The 23,104-nt window shown below is 66.5% G+C and carries 22 protein-coding genes; 16 read left to right on the top strand and 6 right to left on the bottom strand.

The window, feature by feature from the left end:
- Window positions 1-7: 7 nt before the first annotated feature.
- The 7 genes from gatC (at window position 8) to AC5Y4D_RS14350 (ending at window position 6,909) form a co-directional block, all read left to right on the top strand.
- Window positions 8-319 carry an Asp-tRNA(Asn)/Glu-tRNA(Gln) amidotransferase subunit GatC gene (gene gatC / locus AC5Y4D_RS14380; RefSeq protein WP_499941990.1) on the top strand — a complete coding sequence of 104 codons (312 nt, stop codon included), beginning with the start codon at window positions 8-10 and terminating at the stop codon, window positions 317-319.
- Entirely contained in the window at window positions 316-1,800 is a 1,485-nt protein-coding gene (gene gatA, locus AC5Y4D_RS14375) for an Asp-tRNA(Asn)/Glu-tRNA(Gln) amidotransferase subunit GatA (protein ID WP_500037499.1), read from the top strand. The genes gatC and gatA overlap by 4 nt, the downstream gene beginning before the upstream one ends.
- Window positions 1,801-1,922: 122 nt before the next feature.
- Complete coding sequence (locus tag AC5Y4D_RS14370; protein ID WP_499941993.1) at window positions 1,923-2,954, top strand: ATP-dependent 6-phosphofructokinase; 1,032 nt, start codon at window positions 1,923-1,925, stop codon at window positions 2,952-2,954.
- A 162-nt stretch (window positions 2,955-3,116) separates the two neighbouring features.
- Window positions 3,117-4,193 carry a MinD/ParA family ATP-binding protein gene (locus AC5Y4D_RS14365; RefSeq protein WP_500037498.1) on the top strand — a complete coding sequence of 359 codons (1,077 nt, stop codon included), beginning with the start codon at window positions 3,117-3,119 and terminating at the stop codon, window positions 4,191-4,193.
- Window positions 4,194-4,204: 11 nt separating this feature from the next.
- Window positions 4,205-5,713, top strand: coding sequence for an Asp-tRNA(Asn)/Glu-tRNA(Gln) amidotransferase subunit GatB (gene gatB, locus AC5Y4D_RS14360; RefSeq protein WP_500037497.1), 1,509 nt, complete (start codon window positions 4,205-4,207; stop codon window positions 5,711-5,713).
- Window positions 5,714-5,812: 99 nt separating this feature from the next.
- Entirely contained in the window at window positions 5,813-6,265 is a 453-nt protein-coding gene (locus tag AC5Y4D_RS14355) for a flavin reductase family protein (RefSeq protein WP_500037536.1), read from the top strand.
- 38 nt (window positions 6,266-6,303) lie between these two features.
- A complete protein-coding gene (locus tag AC5Y4D_RS14350) occupies window positions 6,304-6,909 on the top strand; it encodes a flavin reductase family protein (RefSeq protein ID WP_500037496.1) in 606 nt (201 codons plus the stop codon).
- 12 nt (window positions 6,910-6,921) lie between these two features.
- Here AC5Y4D_RS14350 and AC5Y4D_RS14345 read toward each other — a convergent pair whose 3' ends face one another.
- Entirely contained in the window at window positions 6,922-8,043 is a 1,122-nt protein-coding gene (locus AC5Y4D_RS14345; protein ID WP_500037495.1) for a PQQ-dependent sugar dehydrogenase, read from the bottom strand.
- A 304-nt stretch (window positions 8,044-8,347) separates the two neighbouring features.
- Between AC5Y4D_RS14345 and AC5Y4D_RS14340 the strand changes: the two genes are divergently transcribed.
- The gene (locus AC5Y4D_RS14340; protein WP_500037494.1) at window positions 8,348-9,184 is read left to right on the top strand and encodes a DoxX family protein; all 837 of its coding nucleotides are present in this window, start codon (window positions 8,348-8,350) and stop codon (window positions 9,182-9,184) included.
- 190 nt (window positions 9,185-9,374) lie between these two features.
- Here the strand turns inward: AC5Y4D_RS14340 and AC5Y4D_RS14335 are convergent, their stop codons facing one another.
- Window positions 9,375-9,524, bottom strand: a complete 150-nt coding sequence (locus tag AC5Y4D_RS14335; RefSeq protein ID WP_500037493.1) for a hypothetical protein — start codon at window positions 9,522-9,524, stop codon at window positions 9,375-9,377.
- 19 nt (window positions 9,525-9,543) lie between these two features.
- Here AC5Y4D_RS14335 and AC5Y4D_RS14330 point away from each other — a divergent pair, with 19 nt between their 5' ends.
- Both AC5Y4D_RS14330 and AC5Y4D_RS14325 read left to right on the top strand, forming a co-directional pair.
- Window positions 9,544-9,852 carry a DUF4333 domain-containing protein gene (locus AC5Y4D_RS14330; protein WP_499942002.1) on the top strand — a complete coding sequence of 103 codons (309 nt, stop codon included), beginning with the start codon at window positions 9,544-9,546 and terminating at the stop codon, window positions 9,850-9,852.
- Window positions 9,849-11,333, top strand: a complete 1,485-nt coding sequence (locus tag AC5Y4D_RS14325; protein ID WP_500037492.1) for a neutral zinc metallopeptidase — start codon at window positions 9,849-9,851, stop codon at window positions 11,331-11,333. The genes AC5Y4D_RS14330 and AC5Y4D_RS14325 overlap by 4 nt, the downstream gene beginning before the upstream one ends.
- Here the strand turns inward: AC5Y4D_RS14325 and AC5Y4D_RS14320 are convergent, their stop codons facing one another.
- Window positions 11,334-11,711, bottom strand: a complete 378-nt coding sequence (locus AC5Y4D_RS14320) for a PH domain-containing protein (RefSeq protein WP_499942005.1) — start codon at window positions 11,709-11,711, stop codon at window positions 11,334-11,336. It abuts the gene before it with no gap.
- Between the two features lie 225 nt (window positions 11,712-11,936).
- Between AC5Y4D_RS14320 and AC5Y4D_RS14315 the strand changes: the two genes are divergently transcribed.
- From AC5Y4D_RS14315 to ilvC, 3 genes are all read left to right on the top strand, one after another.
- Window positions 11,937-13,793 carry an acetolactate synthase large subunit gene (locus AC5Y4D_RS14315; RefSeq protein ID WP_500037491.1) on the top strand — a complete coding sequence of 619 codons (1,857 nt, stop codon included), beginning with the start codon at window positions 11,937-11,939 and terminating at the stop codon, window positions 13,791-13,793.
- Window positions 13,793-14,299 carry an acetolactate synthase small subunit gene (gene ilvN, locus AC5Y4D_RS14310; protein ID WP_499942008.1) on the top strand — a complete coding sequence of 169 codons (507 nt, stop codon included), beginning with the start codon at window positions 13,793-13,795 and terminating at the stop codon, window positions 14,297-14,299. The genes AC5Y4D_RS14315 and ilvN overlap by 1 nt, the downstream gene beginning before the upstream one ends.
- A gap of 65 nt (window positions 14,300-14,364) precedes the next feature.
- Window positions 14,365-15,366: a ketol-acid reductoisomerase gene (gene ilvC, locus AC5Y4D_RS14305; protein WP_499942357.1), complete on the top strand. Its 1,002-nt coding sequence runs from the start codon at window positions 14,365-14,367 to the stop codon at window positions 15,364-15,366.
- Window positions 15,367-15,719: 353 nt separating this feature from the next.
- Here ilvC and wrbA read toward each other — a convergent pair whose 3' ends face one another.
- Window positions 15,720-16,328: an NAD(P)H:quinone oxidoreductase gene (wrbA, locus tag AC5Y4D_RS14300; RefSeq protein ID WP_500037490.1), complete on the bottom strand. Its 609-nt coding sequence runs from the start codon at window positions 16,326-16,328 to the stop codon at window positions 15,720-15,722.
- A gap of 331 nt (window positions 16,329-16,659) precedes the next feature.
- Here wrbA and AC5Y4D_RS14295 point away from each other — a divergent pair, with 331 nt between their 5' ends.
- Entirely contained in the window at window positions 16,660-17,376 is a 717-nt protein-coding gene (locus AC5Y4D_RS14295; RefSeq protein ID WP_500037489.1) for a DUF433 domain-containing protein, read from the top strand.
- Window positions 17,377-17,385: 9 nt separating this feature from the next.
- A complete protein-coding gene (locus tag AC5Y4D_RS14290) occupies window positions 17,386-17,826 on the top strand; it encodes a PIN-like domain-containing protein (protein WP_500037488.1) in 441 nt (146 codons plus the stop codon).
- A 114-nt stretch (window positions 17,827-17,940) separates the two neighbouring features.
- On the opposite strand, the gene AC5Y4D_RS14285 is transcribed toward AC5Y4D_RS14290, so the two are convergent.
- Both AC5Y4D_RS14285 and AC5Y4D_RS14280 read right to left on the bottom strand, forming a co-directional pair.
- The gene (locus AC5Y4D_RS14285; RefSeq protein WP_500037487.1) at window positions 17,941-19,392 is read right to left on the bottom strand and encodes a phytoene desaturase family protein; all 1,452 of its coding nucleotides are present in this window, start codon (window positions 19,390-19,392) and stop codon (window positions 17,941-17,943) included.
- Between the two features lie 48 nt (window positions 19,393-19,440).
- Window positions 19,441-21,222 (bottom strand): tetratricopeptide repeat-containing glycosyltransferase, encoded by a 1,782-nt coding sequence (locus AC5Y4D_RS14280; RefSeq protein ID WP_500037486.1) that lies wholly within the window; start codon window positions 21,220-21,222, stop codon window positions 19,441-19,443.
- Window positions 21,223-21,481: 259 nt separating this feature from the next.
- Here AC5Y4D_RS14280 and serA point away from each other — a divergent pair, with 259 nt between their 5' ends.
- Entirely contained in the window at window positions 21,482-23,068 is a 1,587-nt protein-coding gene (gene serA / locus AC5Y4D_RS14275) for a phosphoglycerate dehydrogenase (RefSeq protein ID WP_500037485.1), read from the top strand.
- The last annotated feature ends 36 nt before the right edge of the window (window positions 23,069-23,104 follow it).

Here is a 23,104-nt window from a genome sequence, read left to right as displayed (position 1 = left end):
TCCGCTCGTGTCCCAGATCTCCCGCGACGAGGTGGCCCACCTGGCCCGGCTGGCCCGGTTGGCGTTGACCGAGGCGGAGTTGGACAGCTTCGCCGGTCAACTCGACGCCATCATCAGTCACGTCAGCCAGATCCAGGCCGTCGACGTCACCGGCGTCGAAGCCACCGACAACCCGCTCAAGGACGTCTTGAAAGATCAGGTTGTCACCCGCCCGGACGAGACGCGGCCGTCGCTGCAGCAGCAGCAGGCATTGGCCGCCGCGCCCGAAGCCGTCGACGGCCGCTTCGCCGTCCCGCAGATCCTCGGGGAGAGCCAGTGACGGACATCATCCGGCTCGACGCGGCGACGCTGGGCGCCAGGATCGCTGCCAAGGAACTGTCGTCGGCCGAGGTCACCCGGGCCTGTCTGGACCAGATCCAGGCCACCGACGACCGCTACGGAGCCTTCCTGCACGTTGCGGCCGATGAGGCGCTGGCCGCCGCGGCGGCCGTCGACCGGGCGGTGGCGGCCGGCGACCCGCTGCCGTCGCCGCTGGCCGGGGTACCACTGGCGCTCAAGGATGTCTTCACCACCGCCGACATGCCCACCACCTGCGGCTCCAAGATCCTCGAAGGGTGGCAGGCGCCCTACGACGCAACCCTCACCGCCCGGCTGCGCGAAGCCGGCATCCCGATCCTCGGCAAGACCAACATGGACGAGTTCGCGATGGGCTCGTCCACCGAGAACTCCGCCTATGGGGTGACCCGCAACCCGTGGGACGTCGATCGGGTTCCGGGCGGCTCCGGGGGCGGTAGCGCGGCGGCGCTGGCCGCTTTTCAGGCGCCGCTGGCCATCGGCTCGGACACCGGGGGTTCGATCCGGCAGCCGGCCGCTTTGACCGCGACCGTCGGGGTCAAACCGACGTACGGCACCGTGTCCCGCTACGGCCTGGTGGCGTGCGCGTCGTCGCTGGACCAGGGCGGGCCGTGTGCGCGCACCGTCCTCGACACCGCGCTGCTGCATCAGGTGATCGCCGGGCACGACCCGCGCGACTCCACCTCGATCGACGCCGAGGTGCCCGACGTGGTCGGCGCCGCTCGGGCCGGCGCTTCCGGTGACCTGAGCGGCGTGCGGGTGGGCGTGGTGCGCCAGCTGCACAGCGGCGAGGGCTACCAGGCCGGCGTGCTGGCCTCGTTCGAAGCCGCCGTCGAGCAGCTCAAGGCGCTGGGCGCGGTCATCAGCGAAGTCGACTGTCCGCACTTCGATTACGCGCTGCCCGCCTACTACTTGATCCTGCCGTCGGAGGTGTCGAGCAACCTGGCGCGCTTCGATGCGATGCGCTACGGGTTGCGCGTGGGTGACGACGGCACGCACAGCGCCGAACAGGTGATGGCGTTGACCCGGGCGGCCGGATTCGGACCAGAAGTTAAGCGCCGCATCATGATCGGCACCTACGCCCTGTCCGCCGGATACTACGACGCCTACTACAACCAGGCGCAGAAGGTGCGCACGCTGATCGCCCGCGATCTCGACGAGGCATACCAGTCCGTGGACGTGCTGGTGTCGCCGGCGACCCCGACGACCGCGTTCCGGCTGGGGGAGAAGGTCGACGACCCGCTGGCGATGTACCTGTTCGACCTGTGCACGCTGCCGCTGAACCTGGCCGGTCACTGCGGCATGTCCGTGCCGTCGGGGTTGGCTCCGGACGACGGGCTGCCGGTGGGGCTGCAGATCATGGCGCCCGCGCTGGCCGACGACCGGCTGTATCGGGTGGGCGCGGCCTACGAGGCCGCTCGCGGCGCGCTGCCCACCGCAATCTAGGCCCCGCGAGCAGACGCAGAATCGCATGAAAATGCGACTTCTGGTGCGATTCTGCGTCTGCTCGCGAGCGGGAGGTTCCCCCAACTCGCGCGATCGGGCGGGGCGCGGGGCAAGATGAAGGCATGCGCATCGGAGTACTCACCGGCGGCGGCGACTGCCCCGGCCTCAACGCAGTCATTCGGGCGGTAGTGCGTACCTGCGACGCCCGGTACGGCTCGTCGGTGGTCGGCTTCCAGGACGGCTGGCGCGGATTGCTGGAAAACCGCCGCATGCAACTGCGCAACGACGACCGCAACGATCGACTGCTGGCCAAGGGCGGCACCATGCTGGGCACGGCGCGCGTGCATCCCGAGAAACTGAGGGCCGGCCTGGAACAGATCAAGGAGACGTTGGACGACAACGGCATCGACGTGCTGATCCCGATCGGCGGGGAGGGCACGCTGACGGCCGCGCACTGGCTTTCCCAGGAGAACGTCCCGGTGGTCGGGGTTCCGAAGACCATCGACAACGACATCGATTGCACGGACGTCACTTTCGGCCACGACACCGCGTTGACCGTCGCCACCGACGCCATCGACCGGTTGCACAGCACCGCCGAATCCCACCAGCGGGTGATGCTGGTCGAGGTGATGGGTCGGCACGCCGGCTGGATCGCGTTGAACGCCGGTCTGGCGTCCGGCGCGCACATGACGCTCATTCCCGAGCAGCCTTTCGATGTCGAGGAGGTGTGCCGGCTCGTCAAACGGCGCTTCCAGCGCGGGGATTCGCACTTCATCTGCGTAGTGGCCGAGGGCGCGAAGCCCGTCGAAGGCTCAATTGCATTGCGCGAAGGCGGAATTGACGAATTCGGTCACGAGAAGTTCACCGGCGTGGCAGCCCAACTCGGGCTCGAAGTGGAGAAGCGCATCAACAAGGACGTGCGCGTGACGGTACTGGGTCACGTGCAGCGCGGTGGTTCCCCCACGGCCTACGACCGGGTGCTGGCCACCCGGTTCGGGGTGAACGCCGCCGACGCGGCGCACGCGGGGGAGTACGGGCAGATGGTGTCACTGCGCGGGCAGGACATCGGGCGGGTATCGCTGGCCGACGCAACGCGCCAACTCAAGCTGGTACCCGAAAGCCGGTACGACGACGCCGCCGCTTTCTTCGGGTGATGCCCGGCGTTGTTCGCCAAACGGTCGTGTCGTCTTAACCAACAGGCCGGTTTCTGGTTTATCGGCGTCGGTTATACGTCATGTATGAGCAACCGCGGTCAGGCTAGCGGAGTCCTTCAACCCCCCGCCCCACCGGTTCAGCAGCCCCCACCGAAGTGGTCGGTGGACGCCGAAACCGGACTCGTCACGGTGGCACAGCCGCCCCGCGCGCCAAGCCCGGCAAACCGGCAACCGGCTGGCTCAGCGCGTACCGCCGACGCACCGAGTACGTCCGCCCAGCAGCGGCCACCGGGCCCACTCCAGCGGGTACCCGGCGGGTTGGCGCTGGACGCGATCGAGCAGCTCGGAGCCGACGACTTCGCCCGCAGCAACTGGCGGGATCTGGTCTCGCGCTGCGCGGGCTCCGGTAAGGGAGCGGTACGTGAAACGGCCGTACGCGGTCAGATCAACACCGCCGTCGGCGGCGCGTTCCCCATCGCCGTCCTGAACCTCAAGGGTGGCGTGGGCAAGACCGCAGTGGTCGAAGCCCTCGGGTCGACATTCGCCAGCTTGCGCGACGACCGGGTCATCGCCGTCGACCTCGATGCCGGTGACCTGGCAGATCGGCACGGTCGCCGCAACCCGCTGACCCTGGCCGACCTCCTGCTGGATCGTCGCATCGCGCGCTATGCCGACGTGCGAGCACACACCTACATGAACAGTGCGGGACTGGAAGTGCTGGGTCCGCCGGACTACGCCGAGACGCACTGGAGCCCCACCCGGCAGGATTTCGTCAAAGCCTTTTCGATCCTGCGAAACCACTACTCGGTGGTGCTGGTGGACTGCCCGAAAGCTCTCAAGGCCGAGGTGATGGGAGCGGTGCTGGCTGAGTCGCGTGCGCTGGTGGTGGTGACCAGCACGTCGCTCGACGCGATACACAAGACGAGTACGACGCTGGATTGGCTGACCAACAACGGCCACCGACGGTTGGCCGAATCGACCGTGCTGGCGGTCAACCACATCGAGCGGACAAAGCCCGAACCGTTGGCGGCCAAGCAACTCGAGCAGTTGTCTGACCGGGTGGGCGCTACCGTGGCACTGCCGTTCGACCGGCACATCCGTCAGGGCACAGAGATCGGGCTGGACCGGATGAGCAAGGACAGCAGACGCGCGTACCTGCAGATGGCAGCCGCGCTGGCCCAGATGTTTCCGGGCCGGCTGGGTGCGACGCACTCCGGAGGCTCTGTCAGTCACCACTAGGATCGGTCCCTATGACGGTTGCCAGGGCTGATCTGCTGGACTACGACGAGGTCATCGAACGATTCGACCCGGTGCTCGGTCTGGAAGTACACGTCGAACTCTCCACCGCCACCAAGATGTTCTGTGGCTGCGCCACGACCTTCGGCGGCGAGCCCAACACCCAGGTGTGCCCGGTGTGCCTGGGGTTGCCCGGCTCGCTGCCGGTGCTCAACCAGGTGGCGGTGGAGTCGGCGATCCGCATCGGTCTGGCGCTGAACTGCGAGATCGTGCCGTGGTGCCGGTTCGCCCGCAAGAACTACTTCTATCCTGACATGCCCAAGAACTACCAAATCTCGCAGTACGACGAGCCGATCGCGATCAACGGCTTCCTGGAGGCGCCGCTGGAGGACGGGACCACCTGGCGGGTGGACATCGAGCGCGCGCACATGGAAGAGGACACCGGCAAACTCACCCACATCGGCAGCGAGACGGGCCGGATTCACGGGGCCACGACCTCACTGATCGACTACAACCGGGCCGGGGTGCCGCTGATCGAAATCGTCACCAAGCCCATTGTCGGGGCTGGCGAGCGGGCACCGCAGATCGCGCGAGCCTACGTGACCGCGTTGCGGGATCTGTTGCGCTCCTTGGATGTGTCCGACGTTCGGATGGACCAGGGCTCGATGCGCTGTGACGCCAACGTGTCGCTGATGCCCAAGGGGACAACGGAATTCGGCACCCGCACCGAGACCAAGAACGTCAACTCGCTGAAAAGCGTCGAGGTTGCCGTGCGTTACGAGATGCAGCGTCAGGCCGCCGTTCTGCTGGCCGGAGGCCAGATCATCCAGGAGACCAGGCACTTCCACGAAGCCGGTTACACGAGTCCGGGTCGTGCCAAGGAGACCGCGCAGGACTATCGGTATTTTCCCGAGCCCGATCTCGAGCCCGTCGCGCCCAGCCGGGAACTGGTGGAGCAACTGCGTCAGAGCATCCCGGAGCTACCGTGGTTGAGCCGCAAGCGGATTCAGGACGAGTGGGGGATCTCCGACGAAGTCATGCGCGACCTGGTCAACGCCGGCGCGGTCGAACTGGTGGCCGCGACCGTCAAGCACGGCGCGTCCAGCAAAGAGGCGCGGTCCTGGTGGGGAAACTTCTTGGTGCAGAAGGCCAACGAGGCCGGCATCTCACTTGACGAATTGCCCATCACCCCGGCCCAGGTCGCGGCCGTCGTCGCGTTGGTCGAAGAAGGCAAGCTCTCCAACAAGCTGGCGCGCGAGGTCGTCGAAGGGGTGCTGGCCGGGGAAGGCGAACCGGCGCAAGTGATGTCGGCCCGCGGTTTGGAACTGGTCCGTGACGACTCGGTGACCCAGACTGCCGTCGACGACGCGTTGGCCGCCAATCCCGAAGTGGCGGAGAAGATCCGGGGCGGCAAGGTGGCCGCGGCGGGAGCGATCGTCGGTGCGGTGATGAAAGCGACCCGCGGGCAGGCCGATGCGGCGCGGGTGCGCGAACTCGTGTTGGCTGCCTGCGGCCAGGGCTGATCAGCGCTCAGCCGATATCGCGATCACTACCCGTTGAGCGGGGCGTTGATTCATGATGATCACGTGGCACAAAACTGGCTGTCGCGGCTGACCAAGACCATGAACGGCACCATGCTCGCCGTCACCACCGAAGCCGACGGTGAGAAATCCGGCTGTCTGGTGGGGTTCTCCACACAAGTCGGCATCGACCCCCCTCGATTTCTGGTCGGTTTGTCGCGCACCAATCACACGTTTGACGTGGCGCGCCGATCCGATCATCTCGCGGTCCACGTCCTGGCGCGCCGCGACCTGAGCCTGGCGCACCTGTTCGGCGGTGAAACCGACGACGAAGTCGACAAGTTCGAGCACTGCGCGTGGCACACCGGCCCGCACGGCATGCCGATCCTCGACGATGCGATCGGTTGGGTGGTGGGCAGAACGTTGGATCGCATCGAATTCGGCGACCACTTCGGCTACTTGCTCGAACCTGTCGACGGGTGGTTCGAAGACACCGACGCCGATGCGATCCGGTTCACGGACGTGATCGATGTCGAGCCCGGCCACGACCCTTGAGCCAATCGGATATGAACTCGCCGACCATCGGGCGCGAAATGACTGCTGCAAGACCGGTTGGCAAGCATCATGGTGAAGTGATCGAGGAACCCTTCGACGGCATGATGTCCATGCTGGATGCCCCGGTGTTCGTGGTGACAACTCAGGCCGACGGTCAGCCGTCGGGCAGTCTGATCGCTTTCGCCACCCAGACGAGCGTGCAACCGCCCAGTTTCATGATCGGTATGCCGCAGGACAGTCCCACCCACGAGGTGGCGAGCCACTCCGAGTATGTGGCGGTACACGTTCTGCCGCGACACCAGCAGGTGCTGGCCGAGATGTTCGCACGCCAAAGCGGCGACGGTGCGGACACATTCGCGCACTGCTCCTGGCGGGCCGGTCCGGCCGGGATGCCGATTCTCGACGACGCCGTGGGGTGGTTCGTCGCCCGGACACTGAGCCGCAGCGAAGTCGGTGACCATGTGGCCTACCTCCTGGACCCGGTTGCCGCCTGGGCCTCCGAGAACGGCGAGGAGCTGCTGTATCTGTCCGATCTCGACGAGGATGTCGATCCGGGTCAGGAAGCCCCGCAGCGGTTATACGAGGGCAGGCGCGCCGACGCGACGGGCCGTTACGGCATGAGGTTCACCCTCGACGTGCCCTAACAGACCGACGGCTCAGACCTTGTCGTCGTTGTTGCGCGGGAAGCCGCCGCCCTGCGGGAACAGTGGGAACACCACGTCGTCGAGTTTCTCGGGATCGCCGGCGGTCTTGTTCACGGTGGCGCCCCAGACGTTGCCGTCCGGCGACATCCGCAGCGCCCACGCGTGCCCGTGTGTGTCCTTGCGGACGACGTCGGGTTCGCCGGTGACCGCCCCCGTCTTGGCCGCGAGGCGGACCGCCACGGTCAGCTTGGTATTGATCAAGTTGACCAGCACGGTGCCGTCCATCGCCGCGCACCCGGCCACCCCGGGTTTGTCCGGCCAGCTCCACACCGTGGATACCTCGGACTTCTTCGTGATGCGTTGCAAGCGGTCCGCGCTGGGAGTGCGGTCGGCGACATACAGCGAGCCGTCGACGGGATCGATGCACAAGCCCCCGGCCGAGCCGATGCCCGACAGTGCCGTCGTCGGAGGGGCCTGGCCCAGAGTCGTGGGCTGTTCGATGCGCAAGACCTTGCCGGCCAACGACTTCGGGTCGGCGGCCAACGCCGGGTTGCCGGCATCACCGGTCATCACCACCAGGGTGGTCGGGCTGGTGAAGATCAGCGCACCGGTATTGCCGGTGGTTCCTTTGGGGATGCCGGTCAGGATGTCCTTGGGTACGTCGCCTTCGGCGATGCGGATCACCCGGTTGTCGGTGGGGGTGCTGACGTAGGCGTACATCAGTCGGTCCTGGGAGAACGTGGGGGACAGCACGATGTCCATCAGGCCGCCGTCACCGGACGGGTCGACCGGGATGACCATCTTCACCTTGGGCTCGGCGCTGACCGACACCTCTTTGACCACACCGGTGGTGCGCTCGGCGACCAGCGCGGTCTTGCTGTCACCGCCCATGATCAGGCCGCTGGTGCTCTCCAAGCAGCCCTGCATCACCCCCGGCGCCGGGCAGGCTTTCGGAAAGGGCGTGGCCGGCAACGGGGGCGGCGGGGGAGGCGTGGAGCTGGGTTGGGGCTTGAGTTCGGGCATCGTGGTGAACGGCTGCGATTGGGCGTCGTTGAACCGTGCGCAGCCGCTCGACACCAGGGCCGCGGCGCACAGCGCAACCAGCACGCACCGAACCGACCGCCGTATCCGCATGACCGACAGGCTACGGGAATTTGCTGTCGTGACCGCCGCCTGCTACCGGGTAGGCACTGATACCGCAGCTGGACGCCCGATTGCCCGATGGAGCGCCGCTTACTCTCATATATTCATTTCGTGCTCGATCAGTGGCCCATGGTTGGCAGGGATCGGGAGGTCGGCGAGATAGCGCGCTCAAGGAGAGCCAGAATACGAGCCTTGCGGGCCGTCGGGGCGTATCGGCGGGCAAACTGCGGATTTGTCGGGCAAAAGCGCCTGTCAAATCCCAGCTTCCAGCGAAATTGCCCTTACCCTGACACCCGTGAGCAGTTCGAATGACGCACTTTGGCAGCGCCCGGACGATTCCCACGGGCCGATCGCGGCCCCGCCCGCCTCGGCAAGGCTGGTCGACCCGGAAGACGACCTGACCCCAGCGGCGTTTCAGCGCGAACACACCGGGACGACCACCATCATCCCGCCCTACGACCCCGGTCCCGGCGTCGGCGGACCTGGCTACAGCCCGCTCGACGAACCGCTGCCCTACGTCCAACCGCAGCAACCCGCCCGAGCGCACCCGGTCGCTCCGGCAGCCATCGATATCGACGACGAAGACGATCGGCTGCGTACGGCCGGACGGCGCGGCACCCAGCATCTCGGGTTGTTGATCCTGCGGATGGGACTGGGCGCGGTCCTGATCACCCATGGGCTGCAGAAGTTGTTCGGCTGGTGGGGTGGCTCCGGGCTGCACGGGTTCCGGAATTCGCTATCCGACGTCGGCTACCAGCACGCCGACATCCTGGCTTACGTCAGTGCCGGCGGCGAGATCGTCGCGGGTGTGCTGCTGGTGCTGGGCTTGTTCACTCCGATCGCGGCGGCGGGCGCGCTGGCCTTCCTGATCAACGGCCTGCTCGCGAACGCCTCGGCGCAGCCACGTTCGAACACGTTCGCCTACTTCTTGCCCGACGGGCACGAATACCAGATCAGTCTGATCGTCATGGCCGTTGCCGTGATCCTGTCCGGTCCCGGACGTTATGGCCTGGACGCGCGGCGGGGCTGGGCCAACCGGCCTTTCATCGGATCATTCGTGGCGTTGCTGGCCGGAATCGCCGCCGGTATCGCCGTGTGGGTGCTGCTCAACGGGGTCAATCCGCTGGCCTGAGCCACATTTTTTCGCCGCTGCGGGGGCGATGACCTAGCCTGGGATGCGCCGGTGTCGGGTCGAGCATTGGGGATACTTTGAGCACACCCCGCGATTACAACCAGCCTCCTTGGCCGCCACGGCCGAATCCAGGACACGATCCGCGTCGAGCGCCCAGATACCCGCAGCAGCCCGCGAATCCATGGGCACATCAGCCGACCCAGTGGGCCCAGCCGCCCGCACCGCCGAGCCAGCGGCCCAGCCACTGGGCCCAGCCGCCCGCACAATACGGACCGCCCGCTGCGCCGCCGACGCCCAGCCCGCCGAAGAAGAAAACCTCGAAAAGCAGACCGCTACTCATCGTCGGGGCCGTCGTCGCGGTGCTGGCCGTCGTGTTGGTCGTCCTGCTGGTGACGACCGCCGTCGTCAACCGCGACGTCAAGAAACTCGCCGTCGCCGACGTGCAGACCCAGGTCCAGCAAGTCCTGCTGGACCGCGTCACCGGCTATGCCTCCGGCGACATCAAGGACGTCAAGTGCAATGACGGCAAAGATCCCACGGTGGAGAAGGGCGAGAGCTTCACCTGCAACGTCAGCGTTCGCGGTAAGCCGCGCAAGCTGACGGTGAAATTCAAGGACGACGACGGGACGTACCAGGTCGGATTGCCCGAGTTGGACGGTGGCAAGTGAAGCGCGCGGGGTGGGCCAGGGCCGTCGTCGTCGTCGGCGCGTGCGCGCTGCTGGCTTTGACCGGCTGCAGCAGCTCGTCAGGCAAGACGAGCATGATCACTGGGCGCGCCGTGTCGGGACTCTACGATCCGGCCGGGGTAGCCGGGTTGCCGTTGAATGAGGGCGCCAGCGGACCTCGGGCCAATGCGCCCCGGCCGACCGGCACCGTGAAGAACACCGACAACGGTGAGATCGACCGACTGTCGATGCTGGCGCTCAACGACCTCGAAGAGTTCTGGAAGAAGAACTGGCCCGACGACGCCAAGAAGCCCTTCAAGGCCGTCAGCGAGGTGACGTCCTACGACTCGACCGATCCGCGCAGCCCGGTTGTGTGCCGAGCCAAGACATATCAGAACGTCAACGCCTCCTATTCGCTGAATTGCAACTCCGTCAAATGGGATCGGGGACAGCTGTTCCCGGCGGCCAAAAAGTATTTCGGCGACATGGCGGTGGTCGGAATCCTCGCCCACGAGTACGGCCACGCGATTCAGCACAACGGCGGGATTCTCGGTCGGACGGCGCCCACCATCGTCGGCGAGCAGCAGGCGGACTGTTTCGCTGGGGTCTATCTGCGCTGGGTCGCCGAGGGGCACTCGTCGCGTTTCACGCTGAGCACCGGTGACGCGCTGAGCCACGTGATCGCCGGGATGTTGAAGATCTCCGACCCGATCATGGGCGAGGAAGAGTACGAGGAGACCGAAGACTCCGAGCACGGCTCCGGATTCGACCGGGTCAGCGCGTTGCAGATGGGCTTCGACAGCGGGTCCGGAACGTGCGCCAAGATCGACACCGCCGAAATCAAGAAACGCCGCGAAGGTCTGCCGGTGGCGCTGCAAGAGGGCTCATCGCGCGATGCCAATGCCGGCGAAGTGGAGATCAACGAAGACACCGTGCAAACGTTGGTCGACATCCTCAACGTGGTGTTCGCCCCGAAAACGGCGCCCACGGTGGTCTTTTCGTCCACCAGCTGCTCGGACGCCAAGCCCACCAAGGGCGCTTCCTACTGCCCGTCCACCAATACCGTCGTCGCCGACCTGCCTACTTTGCAGGAGATCGGCAAGCCCGGTGGCCGCAAGGGCATGACCGATCCGCAGATGTTGCAGGGCGACAACACCGCGTTGTCGATCGTCGCTTCCCGGTATGTGCTGGCACTGCAGCGGGAGCGCGATCTGCCACTGAGCTCGGCGGTGACCGCGGTGCGCACGGCCTGTCTGACCGGCGCCGCGCAGCGTGGCATGGCTCAGCCGGTGAGCATCCCGTCCGGTAAGCAGCTGGTGCTGACGGCCGGCGACCTGGACAAGGCGGTCATCGGACTGTTGATGAACGGCATCGCCGCCAGCGACGTCAACGGCGCCAACACGCCCGCCGGCTTCACCCGGATCGTCGCTTTCCGTGGTGGCGTGCTGGACAACACCGACGAATGTTTCGACAGAATCGGCTGATCACCGATAGGGGTTCGGTACCCGCCCCGAGCTGGCTTCGGTCAGCTGCGGCAGCGTCGCGAAGGTCACCGCGGGCAACCGCAGTTCCGTGCCGCTCTTGAGTTGCGCCCGCGCCCAGTTACCGCGGTGGAACCGCAGCCCTTCGATGTCCTCCCAGGCCACCCGCCGGCTGCCCAGCAGTGTCCGCACCGTCACGCCGTCGTCGTCGGCCACGGTGCGCAGCCGCACGATCAGCGCCGACAACAGCACCGGAATCAGCAGTACCGGCGCGCTGGGCGGCCAGGCCAGCACCGGCACCAGCAGGCACAGCGTCAGGAAACCGACGGCGAGATGGGCAATCGGGGAGACTTTGAGCACGACCGATGACTTGGTGACCACCCTCGCATCATTCCACCGCTGCCGGCGGGACCCGGATTTGACTGCTGAGCTGTGCGAAGGCTACCGTCGGACGCTATGAAGCCTGGAATGCTCGTAGTACTTAGTCGGCGCGTTGGTGCCTGACTAGCCATCGAGCACCAACGCGACCCTCGTGCAGCAGCTGAGCTGACGGGGGTTTTTTGTTGCCCCGAGACTCCACGAAGCCGAAAGATTCAAGAGGACAAAGTGAGCGCACCGACCAAGCCACCCTCACCGGCCCCGACGCCGTCGCGCCAAGGACCGGCCAACGGTGTCAAGTCCGCCCCGCCGCCGGCGAAACGCATTGCACCCCAACAAGTTACCGGCGCACAGTCCGTCATCTTGTCGTTGGAGGCGCTGGACGTCGACGTGATCTTCGGGATCCCGGGTGGCGCCGTCCTGCCGGTCTACGACCCGCTGTTCGACTCGCAGAAGCTGCGCCACGTCCTGGTGCGCCATGAGCAGGGCGCCGGTCACGCCGCCAGCGGCTACGCGCACGCCACCGGTCGGGTCGGGGTGTGCATGGCGACCTCGGGACCCGGGGCCACCAACCTGGTCACCCCGCTGGCCGACGCGCAGATGGATTCCATCCCGGTGGTCGCGATCACCGGCCAGGTCGGCCGGCAGCTGATCGGTACCGATGCCTTCCAGGAAGCCGACATCTCAGGCATCACCATGCCGATCACCAAGCACAACTTCCTGGTGCGCACCGGCGACGAGATCCCGCGGGTGATGGCCGAAGCGTTCCACATCGCAGCGTCGGGACGGCCGGGCGCGGTGCTGGTCGACATCCCCAAGGACGTGCTGCAGGGCCAGTGCACCTTCAGCTGGCCGCCGCGCATGGAGCTGCCGGGCTACAAGCCCAACACCAAGCCGCACAACCGTCAGATCCGGGAGGCGGCCAAGCTGATCGCGGCCGCGCGCAAGCCGGTGCTGTACGTCGGCGGTGGTGTCATCCGCGGCGAGGCGACCCAGGAGTTGCTGCAGTTGGCCGAGCTGACCGGCATCCCGGTGGTCACCACCCTGATGGCGCGCGGTGCGTTCCCCGACAGCCACCGGCAGAATTTCGGCATGCCGGGCATGCACGGCACGGTGGGCGCGGTGGCGGCGCTGCAGCGCAGCGACCTGCTGATCGCGCTCGGCACCCGCTTCGACGACCGGGTTACCGGGCGCCTGGACTCGTTCGCGCCCGAGGCCAAGGTCATCCACGCCGACATCGACCCGGCGGAGATCGGCAAGAACCGGCACGCCGACGTGCCGATCGTCGGCGACGTCCGCAACGTCATCACCGAGCTGATCGAGATGCTGCGCCACTACGACGTTCCGGGCAACATCGAAATGACCGATTGGTGGGCGTATTTGGAGGACGTCCGCAAGACCTACCCGCTGAGTTACGACCCGCAGAGCGACGGCAGCCTGGGCCCGGAATACGTGATCGAGAAGCTGGGCGAGCTCGCCGGTCCGGACGCGATATACGTGGCCGGCGTCGGGCAGCACCAGATGTGGGCCGCGCAGTTCGTCAAGTACGAAAAGCCGCGCACCTGGCTGAATTCCGGCGGCCTGGGCACGATGGGCTTCGCCATCCCGGCGGCCATGGGCGCCAAGATCGCGCTGCCCGACACCGAGGTGTGGGCCATCGACGGCGACGGCTGCTTCCAGATGACCAACCAGGAACTGGCCACCTGCGCCATCGAAGGCATCCCGATCAAGGTGGCGCTGATCAACAACGGCAACCTGGGCATGGTCCGCCAGTGGCAGACGCTGTTCTACGGAGAGCGCTACTCGCAGACCGACCTGGCCACCCACTCGCATCGCATCCCGGACTTCGTGAAGCTGGCCGAGGCGCTGGGTTGTGTCGGAATGCGTTGCGAGCGTGAGGAAGACGTCGCGGAGATGATTCAGAAGGCGCGGGAGATCAACGACCGCCCCGTCGTCATCGACTTCATCGTCGGCGCCGACGCGCAGGTCTGGCCGATGGTCGCCGCCGGCACCAGCAACGACGAGATCCAGGCCGCGCGCGGTATCCGTCCGCTGTTCGACGACATCACCGAAGGGCACGCCTGATGCAGACCAAGACGCACACGCTCTCGGTGCTGGTCGAGGACAAACCCGGGGTGCTTGCCCGCGTGGCAGCGCTGTTCTCGAGGCGGGGCTTCAACATTCAGTCCCTGGCCGTCGGCGGTACCGAGCAGAAGGACATGTCGCGGATGACGATTGTGGTCTCCGCCGAGGAGACGCCGCTCGAGCAGATCACCAAGCAGCTCAACAAGCTGATCAACGTGATCAAGATCGTCGAACAGGACGACGACAATTCGGTGGATCGAGAGTTGGCACTGATCAAGGTCCGTGCCGACGCCGGTACCCGCAGCCAGGTGATCGAGGCGGTAAACCTGTTCCGCGCCAACGTGATCGACGTATCCCCGGAGTCGCTCACCGTCGAGGCCACCGGCAACCGCGGCAAGCTCGAAGCGCTGCTACGGCTGCTGGAGCCGTTCGGTATCAAAGAGATCGTCCAGTCCGGGGTGGTGTCGATGGCCCGTGGCCCGCGCAGCATCGGCACGGCCAAGTAATTTTCGATAAGCCGATACAAGAAGGAGATATTCACGTGGCAGATGTGCCAGCGCAGACGTTGGAGATGTTCTACGACGACGACGCAGACCTGTCGATCATCCAGGGCCGCAAGGTCGGTGTGATCGGTTATGGCAGCCAGGGGCACGCGCACTCGCTGAGCCTGCGCGACTCCGGCGTCGAGGTTCGCGTCGGGTTGAAGGAAGGTTCGAAGTCCCGGGAGAAGGTGTCCGAGCAGGGCTTGGAGGTCGACACGCCCGCCGAGGTGGCCAAGTGGGCCGACGTGATCATGCTGCTGGCGCCGGACACCGCGCAGGCCGAGATCTTCACCAACGACATCGAGCCCAACCTCAAGGACGGCGACGCCCTGTTCTTCGGCCACGGGCTCAACATCCACTTCGACCTGATCAAGCCGCCCGCGAACGTCACGATCGCGATGGTCGCGCCCAAGGGGCCGGGCCACCTGGTGCGGCGCCAGTTCGTCGACGGCAAGGGTGTGCCGGCGTTGATCGCCGTCGACCAGGACCCGACCGGTGAGGGCGAGGCGCTGGCGTTGTCGTACGCCAAGGCCATCGGCGGCACCCGCGCGGGCGTCATCAAGACCACGTTCAAGGACGAGACCGAAACCGACCTGTTCGGTGAGCAGGCCGTGTTGTGCGGTGGCACAGAGGAATTGGTGAAGACCGGGTTCGACGTGATGGTCGAGGCGGGCTATCCGCCGGAGATGGCCTACTTCGAGGTGCTGCACGAGCTGAAGCTGATCGTGGACCTGATGTACGAGGGCGGGATCGCGCGGATGAACTACTCGGTGTCCGACACCGCGGAGTTCGGCGGGTATTTGTCGGGTCCCAGGGTGATTGACGCCGACACCAAGGAGCGGATGCGCGCCATCCTGCGCGACATTCAGGACGGCAGCTTCACCAAGAAGCTGGTCGCCAATGTCGAGGGCGGCAACAAGCAACTCGAGCAGCTGCGCAAGGAGAACGCCGAGCACCCGATCGAGGTGACCGGCAAGAAGCTGCGCGACTTGATGAGTTGGGTCGACCGGCCGATCACCGAGACCGCTTAAGGTTTGCGCGAGCAGACGCAAAAGCACCCCAAATCCTTGCGGATTTAGGGCGCTTTTGCGTCTGCTCGCGCTAGGAAGTCGGGTGGCGCGCCGAGCGTCACGCTGGAGTGGCGCTCGGCGTCTGCCGTTGCGCTAGCGTGACGTTCGGCGAGGCGGGACGGTCGGCTAGGCCAGGTGTGCTTGGGTTTCGCGCCGAGCGTCACGCTGGAGTGGCGCTCGGCGTCTGCCGTTGCGCTAGCGTGACGTTCGGCGACCCGACGCAAGAGCAGCTGTGGGAGAGGGCTTTTCGCGCACCGACCTCAGATTCGACGGCGGCGTTGTCGGCTACTGGCCAGCGGACTAATCAGGGGCGCCTAACCGCCAGCCGATGTGAGGCGGTCGGTCACCGCGACCACCCGCTGGGCCAAGTGGTCCAGCGCATCCGTCGTCGCGTCATCGAGCTCGTCGATGTTGTCGCGAGTGGCAATCAGACCAACCCCGTAAGGGTTGCCGTCGACGAATTTCAACGGGTCGGTGTATCCGGGCGGCACGAGGATGCCGCCGAAATGCATCAGCGAGGTGTACAGGCCGATCAGCGTGGTCTCCTGCCCGCCGTGCGGGGATTGCGTCGAAGTCCATGCCGCATAGACCTTGTCAGCCAGCTTGCCCTGCGCCCACAAGCCGCCGAGCGAGTCCATGAACGTCTGGAATTGCGACGTGGTGGATGCGAAGCGGGTCGGCGAGCCGAAAATCACCGCGTCGGCCCACACGATGTCGTCGCCGGTGGCCGCCGGAAGGTCTTTGGTCGCTTCGTAATTCGCCGTCCACGCCGGATTCTCGGCGAACGAGGCCGGGTCGCGCGTTTCAGCGATGTGGCGGACCCGCACCTCGGCGCCGGCGGCCTCGGCCGCCGCAGCGACGCGCTTGGCCATGGTGGTGCCGTGCCCGGTGGCGGAGTAGTAGATGATCGCAAGTTTGGTCATGACACCAGCGTAGGCTTTCGACTCGGGGCACCTAAATGCATGAATTCAGCTCCCTGGCCGCACCACCGTTCGCTCTTCTGCCCACGCCTTGCGCGCGTGCACCACATCACCCACCGCGCGCCCAACGTATGCCGCGCCAGTTCGTCGGGCAGCGCAACCGAGAACCTATGCCCTCGAAGGGCATTCGCGTCGACGATCGGGCCCGCCAGTGGAAGGCAGCCAGAGCCGCCGAGAACTCCTGCACCGGATAAACGACTCGGTGCTTTGACTTGCCTCTGAGATGGCACATCCACGAAGGCCTTTTGTCGGCCATAGACTATAACGTTGTGCCATGCTTACGATCATGGCTGCTGCGTCGATGCTCGACCGCGAGGTCTACGTATATGCCGAGGTAGACCGCCTCGTCGGCCTCCGCGGCGGCACGGCCAAGCGTTGGATAAACGGGTACCAGCGGGACGGCAAGGAATACGACCCGATTCTGCGGCTCGAGTGCTCCGCCACCTCGTGGGTGACGTGGGGTGAATTCGTCGAGACGCGCATGCTCGCTGAATTCCGTGACGTCAAGAAAGTGCCGATACCGCGCCTCCGGGCAGCGATCGAGCACCTACGCCAGCAGTACGCCACGCAATACCCGCTGGCACATCTGCAACCGTTCCTCTCCGTCCACGATCGCGACCTGACGCTCGCCTCGAACATGCCGGCCGATGGTCGCTCGTCGGAAGCTGAACTCGTCATCCGGACCGGGCAGCAACTGCTCGGCGACGGTCGTTGGCTGGCCAGGAAGTCTGGCCTGGAGCACGATGACCAGGGACGGCCCATCATTGCGGAAATCCCTGCAGATACCGATTTCCCAGACATCGTGATCAACCCACTGCGCTACAGCGGGCAACCCACGTTTGCGGGTCGCAGGGTATCGCCCGTGACTATCGCGGGCATGGTGAAGAGCGGCGAACCTCGCGACGTGTTGGCCGCAGAGTACGGCCTGAGCTTGGAGCAGGTCGATCAAGCAGTCACCTACACCGAAAGGTACGGGCTGAGTGCGGCATAAGGCATTGCCATGTTGGCGCTCGATGACATCAGGTACGTCGTTGACGAGAATTTGTTGAGCCTCGGCAATGGCATGGCGGCATTGCGCAGAGACACCGCTCGTTTCAGTCGTCCGCCCGTCGACCACCTGTTGCCTCGCGGCATCACTGACCCGGAATGGATACCGATCGTCGGCGATCGCGGTTGGGTGATCATCACCAATGACCGGCGTTTGCGCACCCGACCAGCAGAGGCAACGTTGGCAATTGCGCACAAGCTCAAGGTGATTCATCTGTATGGCGCCATCGGCAGCAAGCCGGCTTGGGATCAGTTGATCCACCTTGCGAACCGGTGGGCAAGCGTCGAAAGGCATGTGGAGGCCCGCCCAGAGGGACCTTGGTGGTTGTCGGTGCGGCGGACAAGGGCAGTGGAATCGCGGTTTGATCCAGGTGCTGTTGCAGAGCGGGGTTAGCCGCAACCCAAACCAGTCCCGAGGCCGTCGGGGGTGATACCCAGCGGAGTAGGTCCTACCATTTCGCGCGGTGTCGCGGTCACGCTGGCGTGACGCTCGGCGTCGGCAGTCACGCTAGCGTGACGTTCGCGGGGGCAACGGCGTCAGAGGAGGGACCTCCCGAATCCCAAACTCCCGCTGCAACACCGTGCGCGCCGCGTAGTACCCGCCCATGCCGTGCACCCCGGCGCCCGGCGGGGCCGCTGCCGAACAGAGATAAGCCCTGGGAATCGGTGTGCTCCAAGGATTTAGCCGCGGACTGGGGCCGGTGAGCGCTCCCAACAGCGAGTTGGCGCCCACCGAAATGTCTCCGCCGACATAGTTGGCGTTGTGCTCGGACATTCGCGCGGCGGGAACGCTGCGTGCGGCCACGACGATGTCGCGGAACCCCGGCGCGAAGCGCTCGACCACCCGGGTCACGGCTTCGGTGGGGTCGACGGGCGATCCTGCCGGTACGTGCGCGTAGGTCCAGAACGGCCGACGGCCGTCGGCATCGAGCCGGCCGGTATCGGCCAGGTGCGGAAGCGACGCAAGCACCATGGGGAACTCTGCGTGCCGACCGGCCGCGATATCCGCCTCGGCGCTCGCCATTTCCGCTCGGGTGCCGCCCAGGTGCAGGGTCGGTGCCTGCTGCAGGCGCGGGTCAGACCACGGGATGTCGTCGTTGAGCACGAAGTCGACCTTGGCCGCGCCCGCACCGAACTTGTAGCGCTGCAACACTTTTGCGTAGTGCGACGGCATCGCATCACCGTAGATGCGCAGCAGCGCGGTCGGTGCCGTGTCATAGATCGCGACACCCTCTGGCGGCTCGGTGACTTCGACGCCGGCCGTCAATTCGCCACCGTGGGCCCGCAAATCCTCGATCAGGGCGTCCGGAATGACCTGACTGCCGCCCACCGGTAACGGCCACCCGACCGCATGGGCCAGCGTCGCCAACATCATCCCGGCGCCGCTCGACGCCAATGATGGCAGCGGCGTAATCGCGTGCGCGGCAACGCCGGTGAACAACGCGCGCGCATCCTCGCCGGCCAGCGTCCCCCACGCCGGGGTGCCCTGAGCCAGCATGCGCAACCCCAACCGCGCGACGGTGAGCAACGCGCGCGGAACCGAGCGCTTGTCGCCCAGCAGGAATGCCACCACCGCATCGCTGTCTGCCGCGACCGGTCCCAGCAGACGCCGCCAGGACGCGCCGTCGTCCAACTCCGCGCAGGTGCGCTCCAGATCCCGGTAGGCGATTGCCGCGGGCCGCCCGGGTAGCGGGTTGGCGTAGGAGATCTCCGGCACGGCAAGGTTGACGCCCCGGCCGGGCAGATCGAACTCAGCGAAGAACGGCGAGGCCAGTGCCAGCGGGTGTACCGCCGAGCACACGTCGTGCAGGATCCCCGGATAGTCGATGTCGACGGCACTGCGGGCGCCGCCGCCGAAGGTCGGCTGGGCCTCGATGACCTGCACTTTCAGTCCGGCGCGGGCGAGAATAACGGCCGCGGCCAATCCGTTGGGTCCGCTGCCGACGACGGTGACATCCATCTGTGAATTACAGCCGACGACATCCTCGGCGCAAACCGGGCCTACCGGTCAGGCCGAGGTGATGCACAACACCTGGTCGAGACTCGCGGTCGCCAACCCGGCGGCTGCGGCTCGTCGGCCCAGCTCGGCGAGCGCATCGGGGTCATCGGCACGGATACCGCCGAGGCGGTCCAGTCGTGCGGTGTCGAACATCGCCGGGCCCTGCGCCACCTGCTTACCCAGCACGTAGCGTCCGGCACCGGGCGCCTGAGACACCATTTCGTCCGTCGCGCTGGCGCCGATGAGCTGGTCCGCGTCGGTGAAGTTGACCGCTACCTGGAACACGTGGTCCGCGGCCTCCAACACGCTGGTCAGGCGGGTGATCAGGCTGTCGGCGGCATAGAACCGCCAACCCTGGTCCAGATGCAGCCAGAACCGTCCGTAGATCTGGTCCCGGACCTGTGCCAACAGCGACGCCGGGGACGCGGCGACAGCGATCGGGCAGAACTCCAGAAACGGATACCGCTCGAGCAGTACCGCGCGGTCGGCCGCAGACAGCCCGGCATCGACCACCAGAAATAGCCCGACTCGCCAGACGTCGGTGCAGCAGTTCAGCAGTGAGTTCAGCGTCACCTCGGTGCCGGCGCGATCCGGCCCGGCGATCAGGCTGAGCGTCACCTCGGCGTGGCGGCGACCACCCGTCAGCTGCCGCGCCAGCTCACCGGGGTACGCGGCGGCGCCGTCGATCATCCGCGCGGCACTGTTGTCGCAGTTGGCGGCGATGCGTTGCCGATCTTCTTCGGGGACGCCGGGGCGGGCCAGGATTCGCCGCCAAAGTGCGACCGCCTCAGCGTGCTCGCCGATCCACGATGCGCAGACGGCTGCCTCGTCGAGCGCACCCCAGTTGTAGGTGTCTGCGCTGACAGACAACGTGTCCTCGGCGGGAAACGCGATCTCGGCGGCATGCTTGGCGAACAGATAGCCGAGCCGGTAACGCTCGTCGAGTCGGTACCGAAATGCGATGGCGTACAACGGTTCCGCGCGGGTCGGCCGGAACTCCCAGGCCCGCAGGTAGGCGTCTTGCACCTCCGGCCAGGACGCACCCATCGACCACATCGACTCCGCGACCCGGTACATCGATTGGTAGACCTCTTCGGCCCACCCTCCCATGTCGACGCGCCTCAGATACCACCTGCGGGCATTCTCGAAATCGCCCAGATCGAAATAGCTTTGCGCAAGATAGAACACCGACCGGGCGTCGTCGGGATTGCGTTCGACCTCGGCGAGCAGCAGGTCGCGGTCGCTCTCGTACTTCTGTTGCGGGTCGCGGTTGCGCGCTCCGAGGCGGCGAGAATCGATGTAGTAGTCGCCGTCGAGCCGGTCGTGGCTGAAATCGGAGTCCACCATCACGTACTCATGGACCACGCCTTCGTAGCGGACCGGTAACCCGTCGCGGAACAGGTTCGGGCGCCAGTACACCTCGGAGCTTTCGCTTTGGCCGTACCGGAGCTGGTAGAGGTCATAGCCCAGCTGGCCGAAATCGATAGTGCCCGTGACTTTGTCGTCAGCGTCGAGGACCCAGATGTAGTCTCCGCGGCCCTGGGCCAGGGTCAGCGCCTCGGACCTGTTGTGTCCGAAGTTGCGCCACGGTCGCTCGTGCAACTCCCCGGGAATGCCGAGCCGGGCCATGTGATCGCGAATGAGTTCCTGGGTCCCGTCCTCGGAGCCGGTGTCCACGATCACCCAGGAGCTGATATAGGGCGCGATGTTGTCCAGGGTCTCCTCGATGATCGCGGCCTCGTTGCGGACGATCATGTTGACGCAGATCGCCGGGCGGGTGGGGGAGGACACGGCCGGATCGTACTCAGCAGCGCCGGTCGTCGTTCTGGGAATCTGCCGCAGCGATGTCTGGCCGCCGCAAGGTCGCCGCTGGCCGCGATGGCGGCGACCCGTTGCGCCCGACTCCGTCGCGCTGACGGTCGCCGCTGGCCGCGATGGCGGCGACCCGTTGCGCCCGACTCCGTCGCGCTGACGGTCGCCGCTGGCCGCGATGGCGGCGACCCGTTGCGCCCGACTCCGTCGCGCTGACGGTCGCCGCTAGGCTGTCCGCGTGAACTTGCCTGTTGTACTGATCGCCGACAAACTGGCCGAATCGACCGTCGCTGCCCTGGGAGACCAGGTCGAGGTGCGCTGGGTCGACGGCCCGGACCGGGAGAAATTGCTGGCCGCGGTACCCGAGGCCGACGCGCTGCTGGTCCGGTCGGCCACCACCGTCGACGCCGAGGTACTCGCCGCGGCGCCCAAGCTGAAGATCGTCGCCCGTGCCGGCGTCGGCCTGGACAACGTCGACGTCGACGCCGCCACCGCGCGCGGCGTGCTGGTGGTCAACGCCCCCACGTCGAACATCCACAGCGCCGCCGAACACGCAATCGCATTGCTACTGGCCGCATCTCGCCAGATTGCGGCCGCCGACGCCACGCTGCGCGAGCACACCTGGAAGCGGTCGAAGTTCTCCGGCGTCGAGATCTTCGGCAAGACAGTAGGCGTCGTCGGGCTCGGCCGGATCGGGCAGCTGGTCGCGCAGCGGATCGCCGCGTTCGGCGCCCACATCGTCGCCTACGACCCCTACGTGTCGTCGGCCCGCGCCGCCCAGTTGGGCATCGAACTGCTCTCGCTGGACGACCTGCTGGCCCGCGCCGACTTCATCTCGGTGCACCTGCCCAAGACACCCGAGACCAAGGGTCTAATCGGCAAGGAAGCGCTGGCCAAGACCAAGCCGGGCGTCATCATCGTCAACGCCGCGCGCGGGGGATTGATCGACGAGGCCGCGCTGGCCGAGGCGATCACCAGCGGCCACGTGCGCGCCGCCGGTCTGGACGTGTTCTCCACCGAGCCCTGCACCGACAGCCCGCTGTTCGAGCTGCCGCAGGTGGTCGTCACCCCGCACCTGGGTGCTTCGACCGCCGAGGCCCAGGACCGCGCCGGCACCGACGTCGCCGAGAGCGTGCGGCTGGCGCTGGCCGGGGAGTTCGTTCCCGACGCGGTGAACGTCGGCGGCGGCGTCGTCAGCGAGGAGGTGGCTCCGTGGCTGGATCTGGCCCGCAAGCTCGGCGTGCTGGCGGCCGCGCTGTCCGACGAGTTGCCGGTAACCGTGCAGGTGCAGGTGCGCGGTGAGCTCGCCGCCGAAGAGGTCGAGGTGCTCAAGCTCTCCGCGCTGCGCGGGCTCTTCTCGGCTGTCATCGAAGAGACGGTGACGTTCGTCAATGCGCCGGCCCTGGCCGCGGACCGGGGTGTGACGGCCGAGATCAGCAAGGCCACCGAGAGCCCGAACCATCGCAGCATGGTGGACGTGCGAGCCGTCGCCGCCGACGGGTCGGTGGTCAATGTCGCCGGCACGCTGTCCGGACCGCAGTTGGTCGAGAAGGTCGTCCAGATCAACGGCCGCAACTACGACCTGCGCGCCCAGGGCATCAACCTGGTGATCAACTACGCCGACCAGCCGGGCGCGCTCGGCAAGATCGGCACGCTGCTCGGTGCGGCCGGGGTCAACATCCAGGCCGCGCAGCTGTCCGAGGACACCGAGGGCGACAGCGCGACCATCCTGTTGCGGCTGGACCAGGACGTCCCCGACGGCGTGCGCTCGGAGATCACCGAGGCGGTCGGCGCCAACAAGCTCGAAGTGGTCGACCTGTCATGAAACGCGCCGGCGACGATGCAGAACGCAGTGATGAGG

The organism is Mycobacterium sp. NGS67 (assembly GCF_059812185.1).
This window is presented reverse-complemented; position numbering and strand designations above follow the sequence as displayed.

Excerpts from the sequence above, each read along its gene's own strand:
- ilvN (WP_499942008.1), top strand. The coding sequence starts at position 13,793 with ATGCAGACCAAGACGCACACGCTCTCGGTGCTGGTCGAGGACAAACCC.
- wrbA (WP_500037490.1), bottom strand. The coding sequence starts at position 16,328 with ATGACCAAACTTGCGATCATCTACTACTCCGCCACCGGGCACGGCACC.
- AC5Y4D_RS14355 (WP_500037536.1), top strand. The coding sequence starts at position 5,813 with ATGAACGGCACCATGCTCGCCGTCACCACCGAAGCCGACGGTGAGAAA.
- AC5Y4D_RS14295 (WP_500037489.1), top strand. The coding sequence starts at position 16,660 with ATGCTTACGATCATGGCTGCTGCGTCGATGCTCGACCGCGAGGTCTAC.
- gatB (WP_500037497.1), top strand. The coding sequence starts at position 4,205 with ATGACGGTTGCCAGGGCTGATCTGCTGGACTACGACGAGGTCATCGAA.
- AC5Y4D_RS14345 (WP_500037495.1), bottom strand. The coding sequence starts at position 8,043 with ATGCGGATACGGCGGTCGGTTCGGTGCGTGCTGGTTGCGCTGTGCGCC.
- AC5Y4D_RS14290 (WP_500037488.1), top strand. The coding sequence starts at position 17,386 with ATGTTGGCGCTCGATGACATCAGGTACGTCGTTGACGAGAATTTGTTG.
- AC5Y4D_RS14370 (WP_499941993.1), top strand. The coding sequence starts at position 1,923 with ATGCGCATCGGAGTACTCACCGGCGGCGGCGACTGCCCCGGCCTCAAC.
- AC5Y4D_RS14285 (WP_500037487.1), bottom strand. The coding sequence starts at position 19,392 with ATGGATGTCACCGTCGTCGGCAGCGGACCCAACGGATTGGCCGCGGCC.
- ilvC (WP_499942357.1), top strand. The coding sequence starts at position 14,365 with ATGTTCTACGACGACGACGCAGACCTGTCGATCATCCAGGGCCGCAAG.
- AC5Y4D_RS14350 (WP_500037496.1), top strand. The coding sequence starts at position 6,304 with ATGACTGCTGCAAGACCGGTTGGCAAGCATCATGGTGAAGTGATCGAG.
- AC5Y4D_RS14335 (WP_500037493.1), bottom strand. The coding sequence starts at position 9,524 with ATGAGTAGCGGTCTGCTTTTCGAGGTTTTCTTCTTCGGCGGGCTGGGC.